19 protein-coding genes are annotated in these 26317 nt (G+C 67.5%); 7 read left to right on the plus strand and 12 right to left on the minus strand.

Annotated features, from left to right (window positions below):
• Positions 1-201: 201 nt before the first annotated feature.
• The 3 genes from hflX to Pla123a_RS11610 are packed head-to-tail and all read left to right on the plus strand — an operon-like array spanning position 202 to position 3086.
• On the plus strand, positions 202-1551 hold the full coding sequence (gene hflX / locus Pla123a_RS11600; protein ID WP_146587076.1) for a GTPase HflX: 1350 nt from the start codon (positions 202-204) through the stop codon (positions 1549-1551).
• Positions 1548-2342, plus strand: a complete 795-nt coding sequence (locus Pla123a_RS11605; RefSeq protein WP_146587078.1) for an SDR family NAD(P)-dependent oxidoreductase — start codon at positions 1548-1550, stop codon at positions 2340-2342. Before hflX ends, Pla123a_RS11605 begins: the two co-directional genes overlap by 4 nt.
• Positions 2343-2375: 33 nt before the next feature.
• The gene (locus Pla123a_RS11610; protein WP_146587080.1) at positions 2376-3086 is read left to right on the plus strand and encodes an RluA family pseudouridine synthase; all 711 of its coding nucleotides are present in this window, start codon (positions 2376-2378) and stop codon (positions 3084-3086) included.
• Positions 3087-3115: 29 nt separating this feature from the next.
• Here the strand turns inward: Pla123a_RS11610 and Pla123a_RS11615 are convergent, their stop codons facing one another.
• Complete coding sequence (locus tag Pla123a_RS11615) at positions 3116-4645, minus strand: hypothetical protein (protein WP_146587082.1); 1530 nt, start codon at positions 4643-4645, stop codon at positions 3116-3118.
• Between the two features lie 198 nt (positions 4646-4843).
• Positions 4844-6157, minus strand: a complete 1314-nt coding sequence (locus Pla123a_RS11620; protein WP_146587084.1) for an AI-2E family transporter — start codon at positions 6155-6157, stop codon at positions 4844-4846.
• 135 nt (positions 6158-6292) lie between these two features.
• On the opposite strand from Pla123a_RS11620, the gene Pla123a_RS11625 reads away from it, so the two are divergent.
• The 3 genes from Pla123a_RS11625 (at position 6293) to Pla123a_RS11635 (ending at position 9910) form a co-directional block, all read left to right on the plus strand.
• Positions 6293-7279: a lysylphosphatidylglycerol synthase transmembrane domain-containing protein gene (locus tag Pla123a_RS11625; RefSeq protein WP_146587086.1), complete on the plus strand. Its 987-nt coding sequence runs from the start codon at positions 6293-6295 to the stop codon at positions 7277-7279.
• A gap of 85 nt (positions 7280-7364) precedes the next feature.
• Positions 7365-8387 carry a glycosyltransferase family 2 protein gene (locus tag Pla123a_RS11630; RefSeq protein WP_146587088.1) on the plus strand — a complete coding sequence of 341 codons (1023 nt, stop codon included), beginning with the start codon at positions 7365-7367 and terminating at the stop codon, positions 8385-8387.
• On the plus strand, positions 8387-9910 hold the full coding sequence (locus Pla123a_RS11635; protein WP_146587090.1) for a hypothetical protein: 1524 nt from the start codon (positions 8387-8389) through the stop codon (positions 9908-9910). Before Pla123a_RS11630 ends, Pla123a_RS11635 begins: the two co-directional genes overlap by 1 nt.
• 22 nt (positions 9911-9932) lie before the next feature.
• On the opposite strand, the gene Pla123a_RS24605 is transcribed toward Pla123a_RS11635, so the two are convergent.
• The 4 genes from Pla123a_RS24605 to Pla123a_RS11650 form a co-directional block, all read right to left on the minus strand.
• Complete coding sequence (locus tag Pla123a_RS24605) at positions 9933-10097, minus strand: hypothetical protein (protein WP_197527888.1); 165 nt, start codon at positions 10095-10097, stop codon at positions 9933-9935.
• A gap of 221 nt (positions 10098-10318) precedes the next feature.
• Entirely contained in the window at positions 10319-13801 is a 3483-nt protein-coding gene (locus tag Pla123a_RS11640; RefSeq protein ID WP_146587092.1) for an AAA family ATPase, read from the minus strand.
• Positions 13802-13855: 54 nt separating this feature from the next.
• Positions 13856-15070: a metallophosphoesterase family protein gene (locus Pla123a_RS11645; protein ID WP_146587094.1), complete on the minus strand. Its 1215-nt coding sequence runs from the start codon at positions 15068-15070 to the stop codon at positions 13856-13858.
• Positions 15071-15243: 173 nt separating this feature from the next.
• Positions 15244-16044, minus strand: a complete 801-nt coding sequence (locus tag Pla123a_RS11650; protein WP_146587096.1) for an ABC transporter ATP-binding protein — start codon at positions 16042-16044, stop codon at positions 15244-15246.
• Between the two features lie 442 nt (positions 16045-16486).
• Here Pla123a_RS11650 and Pla123a_RS11655 point away from each other — a divergent pair, with 442 nt between their 5' ends.
• Positions 16487-17896, plus strand: coding sequence for a methyl-accepting chemotaxis protein (locus Pla123a_RS11655; protein WP_146587098.1), 1410 nt, complete (start codon positions 16487-16489; stop codon positions 17894-17896).
• A 60-nt stretch (positions 17897-17956) separates the two neighbouring features.
• Here the strand turns inward: Pla123a_RS11655 and Pla123a_RS11660 are convergent, their stop codons facing one another.
• From Pla123a_RS11660 to argJ, 6 genes are all read right to left on the minus strand, one after another.
• On the minus strand, positions 17957-18859 hold the full coding sequence (locus Pla123a_RS11660; protein ID WP_146587100.1) for a hypothetical protein: 903 nt from the start codon (positions 18857-18859) through the stop codon (positions 17957-17959).
• Between the two features lie 51 nt (positions 18860-18910).
• Complete coding sequence (locus Pla123a_RS11665) at positions 18911-19609, minus strand: PEP-CTERM sorting domain-containing protein (RefSeq protein WP_146587102.1); 699 nt, start codon at positions 19607-19609, stop codon at positions 18911-18913.
• A 431-nt stretch (positions 19610-20040) separates the two neighbouring features.
• Positions 20041-21360 (minus strand): DUF1552 domain-containing protein, encoded by a 1320-nt coding sequence (locus Pla123a_RS11670; protein ID WP_146587104.1) that lies wholly within the window; start codon positions 21358-21360, stop codon positions 20041-20043.
• Complete coding sequence (locus tag Pla123a_RS11675; protein WP_146587106.1) at positions 21357-23696, minus strand: DUF1592 domain-containing protein; 2340 nt, start codon at positions 23694-23696, stop codon at positions 21357-21359. The genes Pla123a_RS11670 and Pla123a_RS11675 overlap by 4 nt, the downstream gene beginning before the upstream one ends.
• A gap of 310 nt (positions 23697-24006) precedes the next feature.
• Positions 24007-25005: a potassium channel family protein gene (locus tag Pla123a_RS11680; RefSeq protein WP_146587108.1), complete on the minus strand. Its 999-nt coding sequence runs from the start codon at positions 25003-25005 to the stop codon at positions 24007-24009.
• A gap of 98 nt (positions 25006-25103) precedes the next feature.
• Positions 25104-26297 carry a bifunctional glutamate N-acetyltransferase/amino-acid acetyltransferase ArgJ gene (gene argJ / locus Pla123a_RS11685; protein ID WP_146587110.1) on the minus strand — a complete coding sequence of 398 codons (1194 nt, stop codon included), beginning with the start codon at positions 26295-26297 and terminating at the stop codon, positions 25104-25106.
• Between the last annotated feature and the right edge of the window lie 20 nt (positions 26298-26317).

Raw genomic sequence — 26317 nt, forward strand, 5'->3', positions numbered from 1 at the left:
TCTGCCGGGCCGTGTCCACCAGGGCGGAAAGGCCGCAATCGGGCGGCCTGAGGGGCGGAATCTGGGCCGTTTTGACGCCCCGATCCGCCTCGCGTAGCCCGCTTCAAATCTAGGCAGCCCCATCCGGGCGTTTATACTAGAGGCAGACGCGGAACACGGAGTTCTCCCCCCTTATCACCCCGCCAGGCGACAACTCACCTCGTGAAGGATCTCGAACGCCAACAGGGCGTAGCTAGCGAACAGGTTGTGCTGGTTGGCGTGCAGCTCGCAGGCCAGCCCCACGAAGAAGAGCCCCTCGAAGAATTGACCGGTCTGGCCGAAGCGGCCGGAGCCGACGTGGTGGGCCTGCTCACCCAGAAACGCGAGAAGCCCGACCCGCACAGCTACTTGGGGCGCGGTAAGCTCGAGCAGCTCACGCACATGGTCTCGGGCACCGAGGCCGATATCGTGATCTTCGACAACGACCTCTCGCCCGCCCAGACCCGCAACCTGGAGCAGGCGACCGGCGTCAAGGTGCTCGACCGGACCGAGCTGATCCTCGATATCTTCTCCACGCGGGCCCAGACGCTCGAGTCCCGCCTGGCGGTTGAGCTGGCGCAGCTCGAGTACTCGCTGCCGCGGCTCAAGCGGATGTGGACCCACTTGTCGCGTATGAAGATGGGCGTCGGCATGCGTGGCCCGGGCGAGAAGCAGCTCGAAACCGACCGCCGATTGGTCGAGAAGCGGATCTCGGACCTGCGCGGCGACCTCGACAAGATCCACCAACGCCGCGAACGCGAGGTCTCTGCCCGCAACGACCGGATGACGGTTTCGCTGGTGGGCTACACCAACGCCGGCAAGAGCACGCTGCTCAACGCGCTGACCGACTCGACGGTCATGGCCAAGGACCAGCTGTTCGCCACACTCGACACCCGCACCCGCCGCTGGCGGCTGCCGGGCTGGGGCCCGGTGCTGCTGAGCGACACAGTCGGGTTCATCAAGAACCTGCCCCACAAGCTGATCGCCAGCTTCAAGGCGACCCTCGAAGAGGCCCGCCAGGCGAACCTGCTGCTGCACGTCGCGGACGCGAGCAACCCGGCCGTGCTCGACCAGATCCACGCCGTGTACGACGTGCTGCTCGAGCTTGGCATCGAGCAGAAGAACACCATCCTCGTGCTCAACAAGGCCGACCTGGTCGAGGACGCTCACCAGCTGCACGTGCTAGAGGAACGCTACCCGGGCGCCGTGAAGATCAGCGCCCACACCGGCGAGGGTCTCGACCGGCTGGCCGCCGCCGTCAGCGAGACCCTCAGCGAGAACTTCCTGGACGTCGAGGTCGAGTTTGACGTCGCCGATGGCGGCACCCTGGCCTACCTGTCGCGTAACGCCGAGGTGTTCAGCCGGGCGTACTCCAACGAGCGGACCACGGTCCACTGCCGGATCCCGCGGGCCCTGCTGCGGCCGCTGGAACGCGAGGGGGTAATTGTCCGGGAACACGAGGGCGAGACCCCCGACGCCGAGATCCGCTCGCTCCCTTCGCAGCTTGACGACTCGATCGACGACGTCGCATGACACGCCGACGGCTAGACGGCGTCCAGGCGATTGTCACCGGCGCGTCGGGCGGCATCGGGCGGGCGATCGCGTTAGCCCTGGCGGAACGCCGCGCGGGCCTAATCCTTACCGCTCGCCGGCCCAACGAGCTTCAGGTAGTCGCCGCCGAGGCCGAGCGGCGCGGAGCCCCACCGCCGACCGTTGTTGTCGGCGACCTGACCGATGCCGGCCTGCGGCAGCGGCTGGCCGATGCGGTCGAGCTGACCGATAAACCGCTCGACCTGCTGGTCAACAACGCCGGCGTCAGCGCCCACGGGTTGTTCGCCGACGCGTCGCCGGAGCGGCTGGCGACTATTGTCGACGTCAACTTTACCTCGACCGCCGAGCTGACCCGGCTGGCGATCCCGCTGCTCACGGGCGCCGACGACCCGGCGATCCTGAATGTCGGCTCGATCCTCGGCCACCGTGGCATCCCCCACAACAGCGAGTACTGCGCCAGCAAGGCGGCCCTGCGGGCGTGGAGCGAGGCCCTGCGGGCGGAGCTTGCCGGCGTGGGGATTGACGTCGTGCTGCTGACGCCGGGCACCACGAACACCGATTTCTTCAGCCACCTGATCGACCGCCAGCAGGACGAGCTCCCCTGGGGCACGCCGCAGGGCATGCCCCCCGAGGCGGTCGCGCGGGCCGCAATCCGCGGGCTGGAGCGGCGACGGCGGGAGATCATCCCCGGCTGGCGGGCCAAGGTGTTCGTGCTCGCTGCCCGGCTGGCGCCGGGGCTGATGGACCGGGCGATGCGCCGCTATGGTGGTTAGCTTTGCCACCCGCCACTCCCCGCGCCGCGACTCATGCCCACGCTCGATGTCCTCTACGATGACGGCCCCTGCCTGGTGGTCAACAAGCCGTCCGGCCTGTTGACCCAGGCGCCACGCGGCATCGACAGCCTCGAGATCTGGGTCCGCAACTTCTGGAAGTCCCGCGAGGAGAAGGCCGGCGACGACAACATCTACGTCGGCATCATCCACCGGCTCGACCGGCCGGTGTCCGGCGCGACGCTGTTCGCCCGGCACGTGCGGGCGGCCCAGCGGCTGTCGGCCCAGTTCCAGCAGCGGACAGTCAGCAAGACCTACTGGGCCGTGGTCGAAGGCTGCCCCTCCGACGACGAGGGGACCTGGACCGACTGCCTGCACAAGCGGCACGGCATGGCCCAGGCGATTGTCGTCCCCGAGGACGACCCCCGCGGCAAGCACGCCGTGCTGCACTACCGGGTGCTGCAGCGGTGGGACCAGCAGACGCTGCTCGAGATCACGCTCGAGACCGGCCGCACCCACCAGATCCGCGTGCAGGCGTCCTCGCGGGGGCTGCCGGTGCTGGGCGACGAGCAGTACGGCGCGACAAGGCTGTTCGGACCGGAAACCGACGAGCCCCGTGATCGGGCCATCGCGTTGCACGCCCGCGAACTGGGATTCCGACACGCCATGCGTGACGAGCAGGTGCAGATCACCGCGCCGTTGCCGTCTGCCTGGGAGGCGTTGGAACTCGCCCCGACACTGCTGTAGCGTCGGAGCCGAAGGGGCGGATCGCCCGCCTACATGTCGTCCAGCACTTCGCTGTACGCGCGGCCGCTGCGACGCAGCGCGGCGCGGTATTTGTTGCGGGCGTCGATGTAGTTCATGCCGAGGTAGAAGTTCCAGGCGATCGAGCCGATCGCCGCCAGGGCGACTGTGCCGTACCACCACGGCTCCGAGCGGCTTTTCTGGTCCGTCACGTCGGTTGCCACGGTTGTCGTGGGCTGCTGTTGGGGCGTGGGATACGGGGCTCCCATGTTGCCCGCTCCCATATTGCCCGTTCCCCAGTCGGCCGGGTTGTCCCCGGGTGCGGCTGGCGGGTAGGAGGCATTCTGCTGCTGGTAGTTGCCGGCCCCGCCGTACTGTGCGGTCTGCGGCGGCGTCGTGTTGGCCGCCGGAGTGGTCGGCCAGCTGGGCCAGGGGGAGTCACCGGCCTGGCCTTGGTTGGTCGGCTGCCCGCTACTGGCGTTCTGGCTATTGGCGTTCTGGCTGCTGGGGTTCTGGGGCGAGCCGATTGGTGCGAACCGCTCGTCGTACGAGTCGTCGCGCTGCGAGCTGAAGTCGGTGTACGCCTGACCATTGCCGCCGCCCTGCGTCGACGCGTACTGCGACAAGTCCTGCGTGCCGCCCCGGTTCGGCTGCTGCTGATTGCTCGGCGGATAGGGAGACTGGTTCGTGGGCGCCTGATTCTGCCAGTTGGAGTTCTGCGGCGGATTGGCGCCGAGCGGCGGCGGTGCGGCGCCGCTGTTCCAGTTCTGCTGACCGGTGGCCTGCTGATTTGGGTTGACCGACTGGCCCTGCGTCGGAGAAATGCCGCTGACCGAACCGTACGGTTGATTGCTGGGCGTGTTTGACTGCGCGGCTGCGGGCGGGTAGGTCGGCTGACCGTTCTGACTATTTGTGGGCTGGTTGTACGAGTAGGGGGTGTAGCCGCTCCCGGGCTGAGGCGCGGCGCCGACAGCGGCCGTCTGATTCACGCCGGGGTTGATCAGGCTCTTGAGCCCGTCGTTGGCGTTGGCGATGGTCCCCTCGACCATCTGGCCGCCGTTGCGGAAGGCGCGGCCGGTCTCGTCGACTAGCTTCTCGCCAACCTTGGTGAGCTCGCTGCCGATGCTCTTCCGCTGCTGGTCGACCGTGGTGCTCCAGTCGTTGAAGCCGGCCTCCAGTGAGTTCGGCGCCGGGTACTGCTGTGCCGAGTAGTTCTGCGGCGGGTAGGTCTGCTGCCGCACCGTGTGCCGGATCGGGGCAAACTCTTCGTCATCGAGCGCCGGGTCGTTGGACGAGTCGTCCAGCACGGGCGGCTTCAGCACGCCGTGCCGCTGCGGCTGGGCGGCGCCCTCGCCCAGCTTCACCACGACGCTGCTGACGTGCTTGACGTTGTCGGGCACGTCGCTGCGGAAGGTGCGAGTGTCGCCGTCCAGCGCCGACTGCATCAGCTCGGGCTCGACGGTTACCACGTACTCGTGGCCGCCGTGCGGGTCGCCCTGCGGACGCCACTCGTAGGTGATCCCGGTTGCGGCGAGCGCGGCAAACAAGATGACGCTAGACATGCGATTCTTTCCGTTGAAGCAGCCAAGTTTGGGAACGATCCCGGGCGCGAATCCTTCGGCCTACGCGACAACTTATCACAGCAGGCCGCCACCGCTAACACCGATTGCGCGGCTAGGGGCCCTTCGGCGACCGGGCAACACACGCCCGGGGCGACTCTAGCGAAGCCAGGCAGATTAGAGAGAGCCCCGCGGGCGGTGCTAGCGTCGCTTCTTGGGCTTGGCTGCCGACTTGGCGGCGGGCTTCGCCGGCTGCGGCTCCGGCCGAGCCGAGGTGATCGACAGGCCGCCCTCCTCCTCGAGGCTCTCCAGCTCCTTGCGGAGCATCGTCAGCAGCGCCTGCAGGAACGCCACCAGCATCGGGCCGACCAGGATGCCGATCGGCCCCAACGCGGTGACCCCGCCCAGCACGCTGAGCAGCGCCAACAGCGGGTGCAGTTTCGACTGGCCGTGCAGCACGATCGGCTTGATGACGTTGTCAACCGTCGAGACGATCGCCGCGCCGTAGATCGCCAGGCCAATCGCGGCGCCGGTGTGCCCCTGAACGAATAGCACGATCGCCACAAAACCCCACACGGCCATCGCGCCGACAAACGGCACCATCGCCAGCACCATCGTGAGCACGGTGAGCAGGAAGATCGGCCCCTCGTCCATCGCAAAGTAGTAACCGATGCCGGCCAGCAGACCCTGCACAACCGCCGACAGGACGGTCGCCACAACCACCGCCCGGCTCACTTGAGCGAACTGCTCGAGCAGCTCCTCCTCGTAGGCGTCGTCGAGCGGCGAGAGGTGCATCATGGTTTTCACCATGTGCGGCCCGTCGACGAAAAAGTAGAACACCGACACCGTCATCACCAACAGGCCAAGAGCGATTGAGCCGACCGCCTTCAGGCCAACCAGCAGCGAATGGGGGCCTTCCTCGCCGGCGATCGACAAAGCCTGTCGCTTCAGGCGGTTGAATTCATCGGTTGTCAGCGGCTTGCCAACAACCTGCTTGTAGGCGTCGGCGATCTTGGTGAGGCGTGCGCGCTCTACCACGCCGACTGCCTCATCGGCGTTGTACTCCTCCGACTCGGGGTCCGGCTGTGGCTGGCAGAGCTTGTCAAAATCGGCGTTCCAGAGCTGACCGAACACTCCTAGCCGCGACGCTGGATCGATCCGTGGATCGGCGCCTGGCTCCCCCGACGAGACCGCCGTAAGCGGCGCGATCTCGGCGTACGCCTGCAACCCAAACAGAACGCAGGGAACCAACACCGCCAGCAGGATCACCGCGGTCGTGCAAAAGGCCGGCAACGCCTTCTTGCCGGGCAGCTTGTGCACAAACCACTTGAACAGCGGCTCGAACACCACCACCAGCACGGCCGCCAGGAACAGCGGCACCACAAACAACGCCATCACCTGGAAAAACAACACCGCGGTCAGCACCAGCACGCCTACCAACGCGATCAGCGAGACAACGCGGGGGATCGCTCGCGGGGCGGCGGTCTCTTTGGCAGGCTTAGATGGGTTTGTCATACGCGGGGCGTTCCTGGTCGGCGTTCTCGTCAGCCCGAGAGGCGGGTAAGCTTATGGGATACTTTGCCACGCGTCGCGTGGATTGCAAAGTGCAGGCCGACCAAGCCCCCCTCGAACGACCTCCCCAGGAACCCAATGGCCGCCGGCCCTTCGCCCCACCCCGTGGACAACCGTCCCGCTGCCCCGCACCAGCCGCCGATCCGCTGGGTCAAGCGCGGGATCGAGGCGACCGTGCTGGCGGTAGTGCTCCTGGCCTTCGGGCAAACCCTGAGCGACGCCGCCCGCGGCCTCTCTGCTTCGCCGCTGCGGCCGAGCCTCCCGGTGGCGGTCCTGTCGGCGCTGGTCTACGCCGCGTCGATGCTGCCGATCAGCCTGTACTGGCGGCGGGTGCTCGCCGCCTGGGGCCAGCCGGCGGCGCCCGGACCGGTGCTCCGCGCGTACTACATGGGCAACCTCGGCAAGTATGTTCCCGGCAAGGCGATGGTGGTCGTGCTGCGGACCCGAGCGGTGCGGGCGCTCGGCGGGCAAACAGCCCCGATCGCCGCGAGCGTGTTCGTCGAGACCCTTACCCTGATGGCGGTAGGGGGCGTGCTGGCGGGGCTGTTGCTGCTTGTCCCCGGCCTCGCCATGGAGCAGCCCTGGTGGACCAAGCTCCTGGCGTTTGGGCTCGCCGTCGGCTCGGCGGGGCCGATCTGCCCGCCGGTCATGAACCGGTTGATCGCGTTCATCCAGCGGCGCCGCAACCCGGACCAGGCCGAACCGCCGCGGCTCACCTGGCGGCTGTTCAGCGTCGGCTGGCTCGCCGCGGCGGCCAGCTGGGTTGGCATGGCGCTGAGCCTGTGGTTGGCGGTGCGGTCCGTTGTCGACACGTTCCCTCCCTCGGGGGTTAACCTGCTCGCCTGCCTGCTCGCGGTGACGCTGCCGGTCGTGGCGGGTTTCCTCTCGCTGATCCCCGGCGGGCTGTTGGTGCGCGACGGACTGATGGTCGCCCTGCTTGCCCCAGCCGCAGGACCCGAACCGGCGCTCGCCGCAACCGTGCTGGTCCGCCTGGCCTGGATTGGCTCCGAAGCCCTGGTTTGTGGTATCCTAGCAGCAGCGGGAGTCGCACGTCGCAGCCAGTAGAGCCGCGTCCCAGTCCCCGCGTGCCCGCCGTGGTGGCCGTTCATGCCTGCCGCAAACTCCCCATCCCAACCGACCAGGTGGTTGTATGACTAGCGTCAGCATTGTTGTGCCGGTCTACAACGAAGCGGAGAGCCTCCGCGAGCTGCTCCGTCAGATCAGCGAGGTCGCCGCCGCACGCGATTACGTGGTCCAGGTAGTGTTCGCCGACGACGGCTCGACCGACGGCTCGTGGGAGGTCATCGATGAACTGGCGGAGCAGGACAGCCGCGTCCTGGGCGTGAGGCTGCGGCGGAACTTCGGCAAAGCGGCCGCGCTGAGCGCCGGCTTCGAGGCCGCCGTGCACCCGTTTGTCGTCACGATGGACGGCGACTTGCAGGACGACCCGGCCGAGATCCCGCGGCTGCTCAAGCAGATTGACCGCGACCAGGGCGGCGCGTACGACGTCGTGAGCGGCTGGAAACAGGTCCGCCACGACCCGCTGCACAAGACCGCGCCCTCCAAAGTGTTCAACTGGCTGGTCAGCAAGTCGACCGGCGTCAAGCTCAACGACCACAACTGCGGCCTCAAGGCGTACCGCCGCGAGGTGCTCAACGAGGTCTGCCTGTACGGCGAGCTGCACCGGTTTGTCCCCGTGCTGGCCGCCGCCCGCGGCTTCAAGGTGACCGAGAGTGTCGTAAACCACCGCGAGCGGAAGCACGGCGCGTCGAAGTACGGCGCGTCGCGGCTGGTGAAGGGTCTGCTCGACATCCTCACCGTGCACTTCATCACCGGCTACGCGCAGCGGCCGCAGCACATGCTGGGTGGGTTCGGGCTCGGCTCGTTCCTGCTGGGCCTGCTCGGCCTCGTCTACCTGGCCTGCCGCTGGGTGCTGAGCCGCGTGATCGCCGGCTGGGAGCCGATTGCGCTGCACGAGAGCCCGGCGATGTACTACAGCCTCGGCTTCTTGATGATCGGCACCCAGTTCCTAGCGATCGGCCTGCTGGGTGAGATGATCACCGCCCGGCTGAGCCGCAGCGAGGACCACTACTCGATCGCCGAGTTCACCGACCCCAAGAAGAGCGAACCCCAGAAGTCCGACGCCAACGCCCCCACACCCGGCAACGCGTGATGCAAGAGACCCCAGGCGGCTCCCCAAACTCCCCCCTCCTCGCCGACGCGCGGCTGCGTTGGTCGCTCTACACGCTGCTGATCGCGGTTGCGATCGGACAGTGGTCCGGCCGCATCCTGGCGGTCAACTCGGTCGACAACGCGCGGCTCGAGTCGTACCGCATCAGCCAGCGGCTGAACGACTTCCGACAGGACCTCGCCGACCGCGGCCTCTCCGCAGCCGAGATCGAAGAGACCTCCGCCCGCAAACGGGTCGAGCTCGAAGAGAAGCTCGCGCTGCAGCGGCCGTTCCTCAGCAGCAACGACCGCAGCCGCTGGGTGGCGATGCGGGCGTTGGTCGAGGGGGGCACATTCGCTATCGACGACTACGTCAGTCAGCCGGGCTGGGACACCATCGACAAGGTGCGGCATAAGGACCAGAGCGGCGAGCTGCACTACTACAGCAGCAAGCCGCCGCTGCTGTACATCATGCTGGCCGGCGAGTACTGGCTGATCAACAAGGCGACCGGCTGGACCCTGGGCGACGAGCCGTACGCTGTGGGGCGGCTGATGCTGCTGACCTTTAGCGTGGCGCCGTTCGCGCTGATGCTGACGCTGGTCGCGGCGCTGGCCGAGCGATTCTGCGAGTCGCTCTGGGCGCGGCTATACGTCGTGGCGTGCGCGTCGTTCGGCACGATGCTCACGGCCTTCGCGGTGGTGCTCAACAACCACCTGTTCGCGGCCGTATCGGCCGCGCTGGCCGCCTACGCCTGGGTGCGGGTCCGCGAGTCGTCGGCGCCGCAGCTCCGCTGGTTCATCCTGGCCGGCCTGGCCGCGGCGTTCACGGCGGCCAACGAGCTGCCGGCGCTGGCGATGCTGGTCGGCATCGGGCTGTCGCTGCTGGTACGCTGGCCGCGTGCGACGCTGGTCGCCTACGCGCCGGCGGCGCTGCTGGTCATGGTCGCCTTCTTCGCCACCACCTACTACGCCCACGGCTCTCTCAAACCGCCCTACATGCACCGCGACGAGGAGAATGTCGAAGACAACTGGTACCGCTACCCCAACAGCCACTGGAACGATCCCCAGGGGATGGACGCCGGCGAGCAGTGCAAGGGCGTCTACACGCTGCACGCCCTGGTCGGGCACCACGGGCTGTTCTCGATGACGCCGATCTGGCTGCTGGCGGCGGCGGGCGCCGGGGCGTGGCTGATCACTGGCAGCGGCCTGCGGCGGGAGCTGGCGTTTGGCGTCACCGGCCTGACGGTTGTCGTGCTGGTGTTCTACCTCGGCCTGCGCCCACAAGTAGACCGCAACTACGGCGGGATGACCAACGGCCTGCGGTGGATGTTCTGGTTCTCGCCGCTGTGGCTGGCGGTGATGAGCCCCGCGGCAGACTGGGCGTCGCGGACGGCGGTCCGGCGGGCTGGGGCGATGGTGCTGCTGGCCTTCTCCGCCCTCTCGGCGGCGTACCCGACCTGGAACCCGTGGACGCAGCCGTGGATCTACAACTGGATGCAGTGGTGCGGGTTCGAGCTGCTGGGCTAGGCGGGTCTCCGCCCGACAACGATTAGTTCGACGCGCCCGCGCCGGCCGACTGGACCAGCAGCAGGGAGTCGATCTCGTCGTCGCTCAGCGGAGCGAAACCTGCCGGCGAATCGCTCTCGGGCTTGGGGTTCCCAAGCATCTCGAGCATCCGCCGCTCTAGTTCGTCTGTGGACTGAGTGTCGCTCATATCGCGGCTTGCATCGCTTGCGGTAGAAGAATTCCCCCCCTGGACGGACGCGTCCCCAACAGCGTTGAGGGCGGTCCGATTACGAAAGCATACGGCCCCCCGGGGATAGGGGCCGCGTGCATGGGGTCAAATGCGTGTTTTATGCGCGCGGGCCCCCATGACAGGCGGCACGACCGGCACGACTGGCCGTCGAGGCAATTGCCAGCCTAGGCGGGCCGTTGCTACCGCCGCACCACGGCGTAGACGTCGAGCTCGTCGGCGGTCTCGCCGATTTCGACCGCCTCCGCGGCGGCGTCCTCTGGGTCGTCCCAGCGGTACTCGATCTCCTCGAGGTCGACCCGCGGCGTTGAGAGGGGAGCCTCGCGCTCGATAACCGACTCGACCACAACCTCACTGCGTGGGGCGAGCTCCTCGTAGACCGCGTCGAGTTCCTCGAACTCTTCGACCCGCTCGACCGGCGTCAGGTCGAGGTAGTGGGCCTCGATCGGCTCGGGCTCGGGCGACTCGACGACCTCCTCGACCACTTCTTCAAGGATCTTCTCGACGATCTCCTCAGCGACCACTTCATCGACAACCGGCTCCTCGGCCTCGGGCACCTCTTCTACGACCAACTCGTCGTAGCGGCTCGGCAACCGACGGACATCGGCGTTCAGGCTCTTGAAGATCTCCCACACGTGCTCGTGGCAGGTGAACACGAACAGCTGGTGCCCCGCCTTGGCGAAGTCGATCATCACCTTGGCGGCGGTGCGGGAGCGTCCCGCGTCGAAGTTCACCAGGATGTCGTCTAGCACCATCGGCAGCTGGATGCCCTGTCGGGCGTACATCGCCACCAGCGCCAGCCGGACGCTGAGGAACAGCTGCTCGCGGGTGCCGCGGCTGAGGGCCTCGACGCCGATCGACTGCCCGTCGGCGTTGTCGACCAGCAGGATATCGTTGGCCAGCGGCGTCCACACGCGGGTGTAGCGGCCACTGGTCAGCTGGTTCATGTAACGCGAGGCCTCGACCAGGGTCTCCGGCTGGCGGTTGGCCTCGTAATCGCTGCGGATCAGCTCGAGCATCTGGCCAATGACCGCCCGCTCGCGCCACCGCTCGCCGGCCTGGGCGAGCTGGGCCTCGACCTCGCCGAGCTCCATCCGCCTGTCGGCAATCGTGACGTCCTCGCCGAGCAGCTTCTGCTGCTCCGCCAGTGCGCCCTCTTGGGTCTGCAGGTCGCGGAGCTCGGCCTCGATCGTCTCGTGCTGTTCGGTGAGGGACTGCCACTCGCTCTCGAGCTGGCCGATCTTCTCGGGCGCCAGCATCGGGGCAAAGTCGTCCTCGACGCCCAATCGGCCGATTGCGGCGGAGATCTCGCCGGTGACACGCTGGCGGCGGTCGCGCAGCTCGGCCGCTTCGGCCAGCTTGTCGGCCAGCCGGCGGTAGGCGTCCTCGTCCTCGCAGCGAGCGGTGCGGAACAGCGAATCACGGCGCCCCTCGAGGCTCTCGATCTCCGCGACGCGGCGTTGCTGCTTCTCCCTGAGCGACTTGCCCCGCTCCATCAGCTTCTTGCGGTGGTCGATGCGAGACTGCTGCAGGCGGCGTTCGCTCAGCAGGGCCTCGAGCTGCTCGAGCGGCGTCGCGTCCTCCACCACTAGGTCGGCCTCTTCGGCCAGCGAGGTGATCCGCTGCGTGACCCGCTCGTACTCACGGGCCCGGCGGTCAACCTCATCCTGGCGGTTCTCGGCCTTGAGCTGCCACTCGGCGAGCTGCTCGTACTGGTGCGCCATCGCGACCAGGTCCTTCGGCGAGATTGAGTCGGGCAGGCCGAGGCTCGCCAGTGCGGCCGACCAGCGGGCCAGCGCGTCTGCCAGCCGGTGCTTGGCGGCGTCGTGCTCGGCCTCGGCGGCGGCGACCTCCTCGTTGGCCTGGCGGCGCTGGGTCTCGATCGGCAGGGTCCGTTCGAGCTCGGCCAGGTGCCGCTCGGCGTGCTGCAGCTGCAGGCTGGCAGAGCCGTCGGCGATCTTCAGCTCGGCGCCAACCGCCTTGAGGTCCTGCTCGGCCTCCTTGATCTGTTTGGCCGCGACCTCCATCTGCCGCTCACAGCCGTCGAGCTCCTCGGCGGCGTTGTCTTCGCGGTAGTATTTGTAGAGCCACACGCTCACCGCCAGCACGAAGCCCAGGAAGGCAAAGAAGCCGCCGCCCAGCTCCTTGAACGCGGTGTCCGCGTGGGTGAGCCACCACCAGCTTATGATCACGCCGACCATGAACAGGCCGCCCATGAAGAAGAAGCCCTCCAGCGGGATCACCTGGCGGTCTTCCAGCTCGAAGCTCTGCTCCTCGAGTTCGCGGGCGTGGCGTTCGGCCAGCTCGAGCTTGTTCTCGGCCTGCTGGCGGCGGCGGAGCCGGGCGACCAGCTCGCCCGCCTCGTTGATGTCGGACGGCAGGCCCATCTTGCCGCCGGCCGCGACGGCGGTCTCGATCTTGGCCTGGTAGTTGCGCTCGCTGCTGCGGCGGCGGTCGAGGCTCTCGCGGGCCTCGGCCAGGTTCTTCTCGGCCTCGGCGATCGCGCGGCCCTGCGGCTCCAGCTCGTCGACCGTCTCGCGGGTTAGCACCGGCGCCTCTTCCGGGTCGTGCGACCACAGGGCGGCCAGGCGTGCGTTCTCGCTGTGGATGCGGGCGGTGAGCTGATTGAGCTCGGCGTCGCCGTGGTCGGCCTCGCGTTCGAGGGCCTCGATCCACTCGCCCTGTTCGCTCAGCGCGTCCAGCCGGCAGCAGCTCCGCATCAGCACCTCGTTGACACCCAGCTCGTCGGCCTCTTGGCGGATCTGGCGACGCTGGCCACGGAGGATGTCGCGCTGGCGGGCGTGTTCCTCGATCTCGCCGTTGAGCGCGTCGAGCTCTTCGATCGCGTTGTCACCCAGCACGTGCAGGTCGGCGTAGCCGAGCAGACGCTCGTCGATGCGGGCCCGCTCGGACCATTGCGGCTTGAGGTTGATGGCGATCTCAACGCGGCGGGCGGCGCGTTCGGCCTCCTTCAGGCGGCTCCGCGCGTCGCCGACCCGGGCGCCGATCTCGTCGATCTCCACGGCGATCTTCGACCACCGCCGGCCCTGGGCGGAGAGGTCGCTGATCGACTTCATCAGCTCGTCGCGGCGGCCGATCAGGTCGCCTATCACGGAGGTCGCCTCGGGCGACTCGAGCAATTGTTTGCGAGAAGACCGCAGCCCCTGGATCACGTCGTACAGCGAAACCCGGTCCAGCCCCGAGGTAAGCCGGTAGATCGCCTTGGCGACCTCGTCGCCGCTGAGGGCGCCGATGGTCTGGATCTCGTCTAGTCCAACGGAGAAAACGTTGGTGTAGGTCGGCTCGTCGACGCCGTCGAGCGCCTCGCGGAGCAGGCGGTCGCCCTCGGTCTCGCCGTCGGGCCTGAACACGGTGACGCGGCCGCGGTCGTCCTTGTCGCGTTCGGCGTAGCGGGTCGCCTCGAAGACGCCGGCGTCGCTGGTGAAGCCCATCCGGCCGCCCGGCTTGCCGCCCTCGCGGGGCGGCAGGTACCGCTCGCGGCGTTCTGCCGAGACGCCGTACAGCATGGTCCGCATGAACTGCATCAGCGTGGTCTTGCCGGCCTCGTTGGGGCCGTAGAACACGGTGATCTCCGGCGACAGCTTCTTGAGCCGCAGGTCGTGCCAGACGCCGAAGCCGTCTACGTGCAGGTCGGTGATTCGCATGGAAGGGTCGGGGGTCAGGGTGAGGGAGGGCGGCCGGGCCGCGCCCCTGGCTTCCTATTCGGTTAACAACGCCACGCCAAGCTTCTCCGCGCGGTCAAGCAATTCCTGCTTGTCCTGCGGGCGGATGGTCGCCAGCTTGGCGAGCGTCGCGTCGGGGAGTGGTTTGGGCAGCATGTCCCGCATGTCGAGCACGAAGGCCTCGCTGTTGCGGAGCAGATTAAACTGCCGCAGCAGGTCGCCGAGGATGGTCTCTTGGTCCATCCACTCGTGCGGGGCGACAAACCGGTCCTGGCAGATAACTTCGTAGCTCCAGCAGGCGGGCTGCTGGCGGCCATCGAACTTCTGCAGGTCGTCGAGCAGCTCTTGGCAGAGCCCGTCCGCCCGCAGCTTGGCGAGCAGTGGCCCGGCGCCCCGGAGCTTCCACGACACAAGATGATCAATGTCCTGGGTCGACTTGCGGAGCTTCTCCAGCCGCTCGCGCATCCGGCCGCGGAGCTGTTCGGACGAGGTGCCGTCGGTGAACTCGATAGTCTCGTTGGCCCACCGAACCACGTCGGTCGAGACGAACTTAGTCTTCGCCTTGCGGGTCTCGTCGACCTGCACGACCGCACAGCCGGCGGGGCCGGCCTCTTCCGGCGAGCGGCCCTGCGGGGTGCCCGGAAAGTGGGCCACGCCCGGCTCGTGGTCGACCGTCGCGCGGCGGTGGCGGCCGCCGAGCGCCATGTAGTGGACGCGGTCGCCCTCCTTGCCGGGGGCGTCGCTCGTGCCGTGGGCGACGCCGACCGTGAACAACCCGTGCGCGTCGCGGTGGAAGCCGCTGGCGTTGACCACGCCGTCCTCGTCGCAGCTCATCCCCTGCACCTTGGCGATGACCTTGCCGTCGCGGACGAGGTCGTGCTGGCCGACCTTGCCGACCGGGAACATGTGCACGTTCTCCGGCAGCGGCGTGCTGGGGGGCCACAGCTCCGGGCGGTCGACGCGGCCGCCGGCCCAGAAAACCGGGATGCCGCGGGCCTCGAGCCGGCGGAATTGTTCTAGCAGGAACACCACCGACCGCGGTCCGGCCAGCGGGATGTCGACCACGTCGCCCGCGAGCAGCAGCGCGTCGGCGTTTTCGGTGAGCGCGGTCTCGAAGACCTGCTCCGCCGCGTGGTACGGCGCGTCGCGCAGCAGCTCGCGGAGGTGTTCGGGGATGCTCGTCAGCCCAGAAAGCGGCTGCTCGAGGTGCAGGTCGCTCGCGTGAACGAACCGCATTGGCTTGTGCGACATCGACGCCTCCCTGCGTGCGTTTGTGGCCGGTTCGGCTGTTCGCTATCCCTGCGAGCGCGCATGCCTGACCAATGAATCCCCCGCAGTTTACCCCTTGGCTCCCGATCCACCAACTTCAAAAGACCGGTTCGCACGAAGGTTCGCCGAGAGAATCTCAGGCGGCTGCCCGAGTGCTAGCACCCTGCGGCCGAACAAACAGGCCACAGCCGGCCGCGCGAGTGCACAATCTGCTCGACCCGGACACCGTAGAGCCGAGACAACAGCTCCTCCGTGACCACCTCCGCGGTCGGCCCGGCCGCGGCGATCTGCCCCTGGTCCATCACCAGCGTCTGCTCCACGCCCGGCATGATCTCCTCGACGTGGTGGGTCACCATCAAGAGCGAAGGGGAACGCTCGTCCCGCAGCTGCGACTCGAGCCACGCCAGGAACCGTTCGCGGGCGCCGGGGTCCATTCCGGCGCACGGCTCGTCGAGCACCAGCAGCCACGGGTCGGTCATCCGGGCGCGGGCGACCAGCACCTTCTGCCGCTCGCCCTGTGACAGCACCCGCCACGGGGAGTCGACGATGGCGCCGCAGCCGATGTCGCGGAGCACCTGCTCGGCCTGCTCGTAGTGGGACGAGGTTGGGTCGACCTGTCCGATCAGCCGCAGGCCGATCTGGCCGATAGCGCCCGACGCCGCGATCTGCAGCGCCGACTGGTCAGGGGGGACGCGCGCGAGCATCTCGACGCCGACCCAGCCCATCCGGCTGCGGAGCGCGGTCAGGTCCGCCAGCTCCTGGCCGCCGCGGAGCACCTTGCCCGAGGTCGGCCACTCGTAGCCGCAGGCGACCCGCAGCAGGGTGGTCTTGCCACAGCCGTTGGGGCCCAGCACGGCCCAGTGCTCGCCCGGCATCAGCCGCCAGTCGACGCCGGTGAGGATGGGCGTCTGGCCCTGTTGGTAGCCGACGCCGCGGAGTTCAATCAGAGGGTTCATGCGCTGTCTTCAGTCGGGCCGCGGTGGTGCGAGCGAACAGCCGCATCCGGCGGCGCCTAGTGTGTTCTTCCAGAATCCTCGGCGTTCGCCGGCTCTTGGAACGGAACTTGGCTGTCCCCCTGTATTGTGGGTTTCTTCCGGGGGCGACAACCCAGCCTAAATTCCATTGGGGCGCCACGGCATTGGTTCGCCCTGGGCGCCACGCAATGGCCACAGCGGAATCAGCGGCACAGATTCTGGCCCTCTCGGTCAGGTTTCAGAGTATGCGAACCCGACACACCGGAGGACAGGGGGCGCCCGATAGAAGCCCTGCCGCCGCTAGAAACCCACCCTACCCAAGAACTCCCAAGCGTAGTTTCCCGCCGCAGGGCTCCTCGAATCGTGCTGAGAGTTAAGTTCGAGAGTCAACCACTTTGCTCAGCAGTCGACCAGGCGAACACGAATGAGTTCAAAGAACATCGTCCCGATCAATGAAGAGCGCGCCTTCGAGGTGCAGGAGCTCTTCTTCTCGGTTACCGACCTCAAGGGCGTCATCCGGTTCGGCAACGAGGTCTTCACCCGAATCTCCGGGTACGACGAGCCGGACCTGATCGGCAAGCCCCATAACGTCATCCGGCACCCGGATATGCCGCGAGCGGTGTTCAAGCTGCTGTGGGACTACCTCGAGTCCGACCGCCCCATCGCCGCGTACGTCAAGAACATGGCCAAGGACGGGCGGTACTACTGGGTGCTGGCGACCGTCATGCCGATCCCGGGGGGCTACCTCTCGATCCGGCTCAAGCCGACCAGCCCGCTGTTCGCCGCGGTTAAGGGGGTCTACGCCGAAGCGCTGTCGCTCGAGCGGACCGTCGAGAAGGAGACCGGCAACCGCAAGACCGCCATGGAGGCCGCTACCGGGCTGATCCTCGAGAAGCTCGCCGCCCATGGTTTTGCCGACTACGACGCCTTCATGAGCGAGGCCTTGTCGCAGGAGCTGGTCTGCCGCGAGGCCCAACTCCGCGAGGTGGGCTACACGGCCCCAACCAGATTCGGCGCCGCCAAGAACGCCTACGGGGCGCTCGAAGAGCAGTGCTGCATGCTGGCGTCGAAGCTGACGGCCGTCTTCTCCTCGACCGGCACCTTCAAGCAACTGAGCGAGGAGCTCTCCAAGAAGTACCAGGCAATCCAAGAGCTCGGCCCGTCGCTGCAGTTCCTGGCCCTCAACGCCCGCATGGCCGCGTCACGTCTCGGCGACCAGGGCGTGGTCCAGGCCGCCGTGGCGGACGCGCTGGGCGCCAAGAGCAAGCAGGCGGAGGGTTTCATCCACTCGCTGATCGAGCGGATGACCCCGCTGCAGCACGCCACGAACAAGCAGGTGTTCGACATCGCGGTCGCCCGGTTCGAGGCCGACATGGCCCACGCCTTCGCCGCCGAACTCAAGGACGCCCCGCCCGACTCCCACTGCCTGCGTGTGCGTGAGAGCCTGACCGCGGTGACCGACGAGCTCGCGAAGCGGTGCGGCGCGGTGATGGAGTCGATGCAGCTGCTCGACTACGAGACTCACAAGGCCCAGATCGACGTCCAGGAGCTGATCACCCGGATCGTCGAGATGAAGGCGATCCAGCTGAACGGCAAGATCGAGGCCGCCGCCAGCGACGCCAAGAGTGACTTCTCGGTGATCTTCGAAGAGGCGTCCCGCTACATCGAGGGGGGACGCACCGACTGCGGGGTCCTGCTCGACGTGCTGGAGGTCAGCAGCGACGAGATCAACTCGTTCCGTCAGCTCGAGCCCGAGCTGCAGTCCGACCTCCGCACCATGTGCGACACGACCGAGCGGGCCGTCAGTGGCGGGCTAGAAGCCGTGCCCGCGTAGCACAAGAACAGGCCCCACCGACCCGCCGCAGCGGCGGGCCGGTGAGCCTAATGGCAAACGCTACAAACGCCGGCGGCGGGCAGCCCCAACGAGGCATCCAAGCAGACCGAGGACCACCGCGCCCGGCTCGGGGACCGAGCGGAGGTTGGCGTCGAGCGCCGTGGTGATCAGCAGGCCATCAGCGGCGGTCAGATTGAGCGAGGTCAACACGCCGCTCAGGTCGATGTCGCTGGTGGTGTCGTCCTCGTAGATGGTCGCGTACAACGCCAGCGCATTGAGCAGCGTGCCCCGGTTGCTCGCGTGGTAGTTGACGTCGCCGTAAAAGTTGGCCGGCCAGTTGAGGTCTTCCCACGTGTCGCCAGCGGGCGCAAAGCGCGCGCTGCCGTCGCCCTCAACAGCGTTGATGTTGTCGGTCGACATTTGATAACCGTCCCGCAATTCTTGCTGCATCTGCGCGGGGCCGCCCGGGAACGCCGGGGCGCCCCCAGTGTAGTAGCTGTGCCCGTAGCCCCGGGCCCAGGTCTCGTACATCACGGCCTGGGCGCCGGGGCTGTGGTCCTTGACCTTCTGGTACAGCGCAAGAGACGAACTCAGGTGCAGCGGCAAGTCACCGATATGGGTCGGCTGGGTCGAGAAGTCCTGCAGCACGACATAGTCCCAATCCTGCCCCGCGGCGATCCCGGAAGTGATGATCGTCGTGTTGGAGTTCAGGTGGTACTGCAGGCTTTGGCCGTTGACCGACGCGTTGCGGTTGTAGGGGGCAACATGGCCCGCGGCGACCGCGACGTCCGACAGCACCAGCGGCACCGAGCGCGAGCTGCCGCAGCAGGTCGCGTTGGTGAAACTGTTTCCGTAGTAAAGAATGTTGAGCGGGTCCGCTGCCGCGGCCAGACCGGCCGACAGCAGCGCACCCAGCCCGAGCGACAGGGCGACGCCCCACCGCGAGGCAAACCGAGTAGCCATTGGGGTGTTCCTGGTTGAAGTCATCTACCTAGCAAGCACAAGGAAACACCGCTACCGACGGCGACGCAGCGACAAGAGCCCACCAGCGGAAAGCAGGGCCAGCGAGCCCGGCTCGGGCACCGTCGCGACGTCGACCTTGATGGCGCCGAGGTAGTAGAAGCCGGACCCGTTGTCGTTGGCCGGGCCCGGCTCAACGAGGATGGTGATCTCGCCGGCAGCGTCGGGGACGATCCCGCCCACGATCGCAACCTCGGACTCGTTGTTCGAGGTGTTGAGAAGCCCCACTCCGTTGCTAGCGCCGGAGACGCTGTACATGGTCTCGCGGTTGTCGCCGACGTTCATCCGTGAACCGAAGAAGGTCAGGTCGTACGCCGTCGCGCCCGAGCTATCCAGACCGGTCAGGAGAACCGTGCCCTGCGGGGTCAGCGGGTTCGTACCGAACGCGCCGGTGTGTCCGAACAGGTTGTCGCGGGTGGTCTGCACATCGAACTCGGCCGCGGCGCCGGTAGCGGCCTGCGTGCCGTTCTGGTTGGAACCATTAAAGAAGCCCGACGCAGAGATGCCGATGCCGGTCCCGACGCCGGCCGAGTCGACGGAGTTCGGCAAGCTGAGGACCGTCGGGGTGATGTTGTTGACGTTGCCCGCGGTAAGCTGCGCCGAGTCACCGAAGTCGATATACACCGGCGCGGCGATCGCAGCAGACGACGCGATGATGAGGGACGAAAGAACAGCAAACAGTTGCACCTTCATGAGACTCTACTCCCTTGCTTTCGGACGAAAATGCCCCCGCACCGCGCAGCACCGGCTGCGCGACTTCGCAGGAACACACACGAGAATGAACGAGAAGAAAACGAATCAGCGCGGCTCAGCGATGGCGCGCCCAAAGCCAACAATCCTCGAAACGAGTAGATAAGCCGGCCCGTGTCCGGGCGGTTGATGCGTCACCCCAGGGCGGCGCAACGGTCGCAGTATGGCAATGAGACCACCCGCATGCAAGCGCTTTCAGGATTGCGCCGAACGAGTGCGCAAAAACGTGACTCTTGCCGCCCTCGAGAGGCGTCCTGGCCCTGGCTGTCGGGCTTTTCGCGGCAACTCCGCAGCGTTGCGGTCATACACGCTGCTGCAATCGCTCGTCATTTAGAGCGGCTTCGGAACTTCACAACCGCAGCCGGTCGCGCGGCTCAAGCCCTCAGGCCAGCCAGCGGCCCGGTGCTGTCGCCGAACGCTGGAACCGGGGCGTTGGCCGCCTGCAACATCGACACAAACAGGTTGGCGGCGGGGGTCTCGCCCTGCAGCTTGAGGTGCCGCCCGGTGGCGATCGCGCCGCCGGCCTGGCCGGCCACTACGCACGGCAGCCGGTCGTGGTTGTGGCGGCGGCCGTCGCCGATGCCCGACCCGTACACAATCGCGCAGCGGTCGAGCAGGCGGCCCTCCCCTTCGCGGATCGAGGCCAGCCGCTCGACGAATTGCCGGAATTCGTCCAGCAGGTAGGCGTCGATCTGCTGCATCTGCTTGGCGGCCTCCTCACCCCGGTCATGGGTGATCTGGTGGTGGCCCGAGCGGACGCCGATCGCCTCGTACGCGCGGTTGGTGCCGGCGTTGGCCAGCATGTAGGTGGCGACCCGCGTGGCGTCGGTCTGGAACGCCAGGGCGATCACCTCGTACATCAGCCGCATCCGCTCTCCCAGGCCCTCCGGGTCTTCCTTCGGTACGCCGTTCTCGGGGACCTCCAGCGGCGGCATCTCGACAGTCTTCTCGATCCGCTTCTCGACCTCGCGGACGCTCTGGAAGTACTCGTCGATCTTGCGGCGGTCCGTCTGGCCGAGTTGGCCGCGGAGCCGCTGCGCGTCGCCCGAAACAAAATCGAGCACGCTCTGACGCCGTTCCAGCCGCTCAGCGACTTCCGGCGCGTCGGCGCCACCGCCGAACAACCGCTCGAACGCCCGACGGGGGCTGATCTCCTTGCCGCTCGGCTGGGTCGGCGACCGCCACGACACGTTCGACACGTACGCGCAGCTGTAGCCGGAGTCGCAGCGGCCGTTCTTCTGGTTCGGCTCCAGCCCCAGCTCGAGGGACGGCATCCGCGTGTCGCGGCCGATGTGCCGCGCGGCGACCTGGTCAACCGACTCGCCCAGGTAGATGTCGGCGCCGCCGGTCTTCTTGGCCTGCGCAGCGGTCAAGTAGGTCGCCGCGCAGCGGGCGTGGTCGCCGGGGCCGTCGCCGTTGGCCCGGGCGTAGTGGTGCGCCAGATTCGAAATCATCAGCACGTCGTCGCGGACCGGCTCGAGCGCGGCAGTGGTCTTATTGAATTTGAACTCACGGCCCTCGCCCTCGGGCGTCCAGAACTCGCCCGCCACGCCGTTGGGGGCGAACACCCAGGCCATGCAGACCGGCAGGCCGCCGGTTGGCGCCGCGGTGGACGACGCCATCGCCTCGAGCCAGGGTAGGCCCAGCGTGGCGCCGACGCCGTGGAGGAAGGTCCTGCGGGAGAGGGGCGTCATGACGGCTCCTTGCGGTTGACGGGGGCGGCGGGCGATTCGATCCGCCGCTGCCGGAACGGGCGGCTCAGCACCACCTCGCGGACCAGTTGCGAGAACTGGTAGTTGTCTGCTTTGATCGACTCCACAATACCCTCAACCGCGATGCGGTCGTAGTACTCCAGCCCGCGGCCGAGCGCGAAGGTCAGCATCTTTCGCGTGACGCACTCGGCGAAGGCCTCGTCGCGGGACTCGAGGATGCTGATCAGCTCCAGGGCGTTGCTGAACGATTCGCCGGTCGGCAGGTCGCCGGCGGCGTCGATCGGCTGGCCCTTGTCCTTGTCACGCCACTGCCCGATGGCGTTGTAGTTCTCTAGGCCGAAGCCGACGGCGTCCATCACCCGGTGACACGACGCGCAGGTGGCGTCGGTGCGGTGCAGCTCGAGCTGGTCGCGGAGCGGCAGGTCGGGGCTGTTGGCCTGGGTCTCGGCGAGATCGGGCACGTCGGCGGGCGGAGCTGGGGGCTCGTCGCCCAGCAGGTTTTCTAGCACCCACGCGCCCCGCCGCGGCGGTGAGGTCCGGTTGGGGTAGCTCGTTAGCGTCAGCACGCTGGCGTGCGTCAGCAGCCCACGACGCGGCTGGCCCGTCAGCGGCACCCGCTGAAACGAGTCGCCGCGGACCCCTTCGATGCCGTACAGCTTGGCGAGCGAGCGATTCACAAACGTGTAGTTGGCGGTGATCAGCTTCAGCACGCTCTGGTCTTCCCGGACGATCGACTCGGCGAGCATGAGGGTCTCGGTCTGCATGTCCTCCTTCAGCTTGCTGTCGACGCTGCGGAACACCTTCCGGTCGATCGGCAGCGACTCGAGCTTGCGCAGCCCCAGCCACTGGCCAAAGAACGACTCGATGAACCGCGACGACCTCGGGTCGTCCAGCATGCGGTTGATCTGCGAGACCAGGTCGGCCTCGCTGTCGAGCTTCGCGGCCCCGGCGGCGTCGAGCAGCTCGTCGTCCGGCGTGCTCCGCCAGAGGAAGTACGACAGCCGCGAGGCGAGCGATGCGCTGTCCACCTGGGCGGTTTCCTGCTCTCCCTCCTGGCCGGCCGGTTGGGGCGGCGCGAGGTCGACGCGGAACAAAAAGTTCGGGCTCACCAGGGCGGCCTGCACCATCGTGGCGACCGCCTGCTCGAAGGTGGCGCCGCCTTCGATCCGCTCGACCGCGTAGCCGGCGTACGACTGCACCTCGTCCTCGCTGACGGCCCTGCGCCAGCAGCGGGGCAGCACGGACCTGACGATGCGTTCGACCGCGCCGCGCGGCGAGTCCCCCTCGGCGGGTCGATCGAACAACAACGCGCGGGCTGCGGGCGGCCAGGCGTCGGGCGACGGGTCGCGTTCCCGGTGCAGCTCCATCCCGTTAAGTTTCAGAGGCTCGAGGTCCGCGGCCGATTGCGTCGACGACTCGCGCAATTTGGGCACAGCGTATTCAACCAGTATCGGGTGGCGGCCGGCTTGGAGAGTGATCTGGTCACCGACCAGCTGTCGTTCACCGTCAGCATCCTCGGAGATGGTGTACACGCCGAGCTCCTGACCACCGCAGCTCAGCCGCACCGCCGCCGAGCTTTTCCCCTCCGGCAGGTCGCGTTTCAGCAGCACACACTTGATTCGGTAGACGCCCGGCGAGGTTGCAACGATCGTGGTGGACACCGTGGCGCCCGGGGTGATCAGCAGCCCCCTCTTTTCCTCCTTGGGTTGCCCGTCGACCTGCAGGTGCTCCCAGGGGATCCAGTCGTGGAACCCGCGACTGCTGCTAATGAACAACCTGGCGGTGAGCTCTTCGGCCGCGGCCAGGTACTTTTCGAGGTGCAGCGGCGAGACGGTGAGCACGTCGCCGTTGTTGTCGAAACCGTAGCCGGCGTCGTCGTCCGGGAAGGAGTTCGCCAGTCCGAGGTCGAGGCCGAACAAGTCGCGGATCGTGTTGTCGTACTCGTCCTTGTTGAGGCGCCGGGCCGTGACGCGCCCCGGGTCGACCGGCTTGGTCGGGTCGACGTACGTCAGCAGCGACTCGAGCTGCCCAACAAACGCGGCGCGGTCTTCGTCGGAGACCTCCTCGCACCCATTGGGCGGCATCGCTCCGGCGCGGACCTGCTTCAGCACGCGGCCCCAGGTGTGACGGTCGCCCAGCACCTGGCCGACGCCGACAACGTGGTCGAGCATGACGCCCGACTCGGCGTAGCCTTCGCTGTGGCAGTCGATGCAGTTCTGCTGCACAAAGGGGAGCACCAGTTCCGAGTCGGGCAGCGGCTCGGCGTTCGCGCGGGCAGCGGCGATCGCGAGCGTCGCGGAAAGGGCCGTGACCAACATCCGCCAAGGTTGTGAATTGCTCGGAGTCACCGGAGGGCCTTCAGCGGAGCAGGCAATGGTAAGAGACGCTCTCAGCCTCGCGGGAGGTGAGCAGGGCGCGGGTGTGTCGGAGTAGTAGCGCCGGGTGGGGTAGGTCTACGATAGCCGATCGCGCCAGCGGATAGCAAATCCAAACCCGCTGATTTCGCCGGGGCCAGGCGATTGCCGCCGTGTCGCATTCGAACACCGACGCCCGGCAAGGGTGTCGGTTGCCCGGCCGCTTTGCGCAAAGAAACACCCGCCTCGCCAGACGCCGCATCAACTGGGCGGTCTAGAGCTTGTGGGACGACTGGAACTCGCGGATATCTGCAATATTGCCCAGTACAATCAGCGTGTCACCGGTCTCGAGTGGGTCGTCCGGGTTGGGGTTAAAGACCATCAAACCGTCGGCTTTTCGGATGCCGACCACCAGCAGGTTGTGCCGCTGCCGCGCAGCGACCTCCCTGACCGACTGGCCGGCGAGCGGGCTGCCAGCGACGATCGTTATCTCCTCGAGCCCGGCGTCGATCCGCTCGTGGTTGGTAAAGTGCTCCATCATCTCGGCCGCGTACGGGCGGGTGACCATCGCCGCCATGCGTCGCGCGCCGATCACCGCGGGCAGCACAACTTCGTTGGCTCCCGCCTGGCGGAGCTTTTTCTCGGTCGACGGCAGCTCGCCCCGCGCGATAATCCGCAGGTCGTCCGAGAGGTTCCGCGCGGTGAGCGTGAGGAACACGTTGTCGGCGTCGCCGTGCAGCGCGACGATCAGCGTCTTGGCCCGCTGGACGCCCGCGTCGCGGAGCGTCTCCTCGTCGGTGGCGTCGCCGGCGATCACCAGGTAGCCGGCGTCGGCGGCGTCGCGGGCGGCTTCCGGCTCCTTCTCGACCACCACGAAGTCCGCGCGGCGGCGGAGGAACTCCTCCGCAAGAGTCTGCCCTATCCGGCCGAAGCCGCAGATGATGTTGTGGCCCGACAGCTGCTGGATCTCACGTGTCATCCGCATGACTCCCAATGCTTGGTTGATCTGCCCCGCGATCATCGACTGGATGAACACGCCCAAGGTGTAAGCGACCGTGACGCTACTGGTCATGATGATCGCGATGGTCAGCAGCTGCACCTCTGGCGACACCGTGGAGCGTTCGCCGTAGCCGACCGTCGAGGCGGTAATCACGAAAAAGTAGAACGACTCCAACCAGCCGGCGTTGGTCACCAACTTGTAGCTCACTACCGACGTCACCAGCAGCACCGCGAGCGCTGTGAGACCACGACGGATGCGGAGCAGGACGGACAAGTCAGCGAAGGCCGGGGCTGGGGCGCGTAGTGGAGCCTGCCGCGGACCAGGCCCGGGCAGGCGGAACCGATTTGCTGAGCGACGACCTCAGCGACGCCTTAAGTGTGGTAGTCGGCGTTGAGTCGCACGTACTCCGCCGTCAGGTCGGTCGTCCAGAAGCGGGCCGACTCGGCGCCCTCTGACAGGATCAGCACCAGGCCGGTGTCGCGGTTGTCGCGGATCGATGCGCTGACCTCCTCGGCGTCGAACTTGACCGGCACGCCGTGCTCGTACACAAGCAGGCCGTTGATCAGCAGGGTCACGCTCTCGGGCTCGAACGGGATGCCCGCGTAGCCGGCCGCCGAGACGATGCGGCCCCAGTTGGGGTCGGCGCCGGCGATGGCGGTCTTGACCAGCGGGCTGTCGGCGATGGTCTTGGCGATCTGCACGGCGTCCTTGCGACTTTTGCAGCCGTGCACCTCGACCGTCACCAGGTGGGTGGCGCCCTCGCCGTCGGCGGGGATCGATTGGGCCAGGTCTTCGCACACCTCGAGGATCGTCGCCCGCAGGATCGACAGCGACTTGCCCTCAACAACCGGGCCGCCGGCGGCGCCGTTGGCCAATAACAGCACGGTGTCGTTGGTGCTGGTGTGACCGTCGACGCTGATGCAGTTGAACGACTCGTCGACCGCCTCGGAGAGCGCGGGGTGCGCGTCCTCGGGCCGGATCGCGGCGTCGGTCATGATCACACCGAGCATGGTCGCCATGCTCGGGCCGATCATCGCCGCGCCCTTGGCCAGGCCGACCACGCTGACCGGCACGCCGTCGAGCTCGAACGAGCGGCCGCGGATCTTGGGAACCGTGTCAGTCGTCATCATGCCCCGGGCGGCGAGCGTCAGCGAGTCGGCGCCTGAGCCGAGTTGCTTCGAAACGTCGGTGATGCCCTGCTTGATCTTCGCGAGCGGCAGGTGCTCTCCGATAATGCCGGTGGAGAGGACCAGGGCCTGCTCGCCGGGGAAGCCGCACGCCTCGCCGAACCAGTCGGCCATCTGTTTGGCGTCGGCCATGCCGCGTTCGCCGGTGCACGCGTTGGCGTTGCCGGAGTTGATCACCACGCCGCGGAACGCGTCGCCGGGGGTGCGTTGCCGGTCGAGCTGCACCGGCGCCGCGCAGACCAGGTTGCGGGTGTACACGCCGACGCCAACCGCCGGCCGGTCCGAGACGATCAACGCCAGGTCTTCGGCCTGGGCGTTCCGCTTGATGCCGCAATGCAGCCCAGAGCCCTGGAAGCCCTTGGGGAACTGATAATCCATATCGGGGGCGCCTGTTCGCG

This window comes from Posidoniimonas polymericola, assembly GCF_007859935.1.
GTDB classification, from domain to species: Bacteria; Planctomycetota; Planctomycetia; order Pirellulales; family Lacipirellulaceae; genus Posidoniimonas; species Posidoniimonas polymericola.

Bases quoted from the DNA above. Each gene is read 5' to 3' on its own strand.
- Pla123a_RS11605 (WP_146587078.1), top strand. From the start codon at position 1,548: ATGACACGCCGACGGCTAGACGGCGTCCAGGCGATTGTCACCGGCGCG.
- Pla123a_RS11610 (WP_146587080.1), top strand. From the start codon at position 2,376: ATGCCCACGCTCGATGTCCTCTACGATGACGGCCCCTGCCTGGTGGTC.
- Pla123a_RS11615 (WP_146587082.1), bottom strand. From the start codon at position 4,645: ATGTCTAGCGTCATCTTGTTTGCCGCGCTCGCCGCAACCGGGATCACC.
- Pla123a_RS11620 (WP_146587084.1), bottom strand. From the start codon at position 6,157: ATGACAAACCCATCTAAGCCTGCCAAAGAGACCGCCGCCCCGCGAGCG.
- Pla123a_RS11625 (WP_146587086.1), top strand. From the start codon at position 6,293: ATGGCCGCCGGCCCTTCGCCCCACCCCGTGGACAACCGTCCCGCTGCC.
- Pla123a_RS11630 (WP_146587088.1), top strand. From the start codon at position 7,365: ATGACTAGCGTCAGCATTGTTGTGCCGGTCTACAACGAAGCGGAGAGC.
- Pla123a_RS11635 (WP_146587090.1), top strand. From the start codon at position 8,387: ATGCAAGAGACCCCAGGCGGCTCCCCAAACTCCCCCCTCCTCGCCGAC.
- Pla123a_RS24605 (WP_197527888.1), bottom strand. From the start codon at position 10,097: ATGAGCGACACTCAGTCCACAGACGAACTAGAGCGGCGGATGCTCGAG.
- Pla123a_RS11640 (WP_146587092.1), bottom strand. From the start codon at position 13,801: ATGCGAATCACCGACCTGCACGTAGACGGCTTCGGCGTCTGGCACGAC.
- Pla123a_RS11645 (WP_146587094.1), bottom strand. From the start codon at position 15,070: ATGTCGCACAAGCCAATGCGGTTCGTTCACGCGAGCGACCTGCACCTC.
- Pla123a_RS11650 (WP_146587096.1), bottom strand. From the start codon at position 16,044: ATGAACCCTCTGATTGAACTCCGCGGCGTCGGCTACCAACAGGGCCAG.
- Pla123a_RS11655 (WP_146587098.1), top strand. From the start codon at position 16,487: ATGAGTTCAAAGAACATCGTCCCGATCAATGAAGAGCGCGCCTTCGAG.
- Pla123a_RS11660 (WP_146587100.1), bottom strand. From the start codon at position 18,859: ATGGCTACTCGGTTTGCCTCGCGGTGGGGCGTCGCCCTGTCGCTCGGG.
- Pla123a_RS11665 (WP_146587102.1), bottom strand. From the start codon at position 19,609: ATGAAGGTGCAACTGTTTGCTGTTCTTTCGTCCCTCATCATCGCGTCG.
- Pla123a_RS11670 (WP_146587104.1), bottom strand. From the start codon at position 21,360: ATGACGCCCCTCTCCCGCAGGACCTTCCTCCACGGCGTCGGCGCCACG.
- Pla123a_RS11675 (WP_146587106.1), bottom strand. From the start codon at position 23,696: ATGTTGGTCACGGCCCTTTCCGCGACGCTCGCGATCGCCGCTGCCCGC.
- argJ (WP_146587110.1), bottom strand. From the start codon at position 26,297: ATGGATTATCAGTTCCCCAAGGGCTTCCAGGGCTCTGGGCTGCATTGC.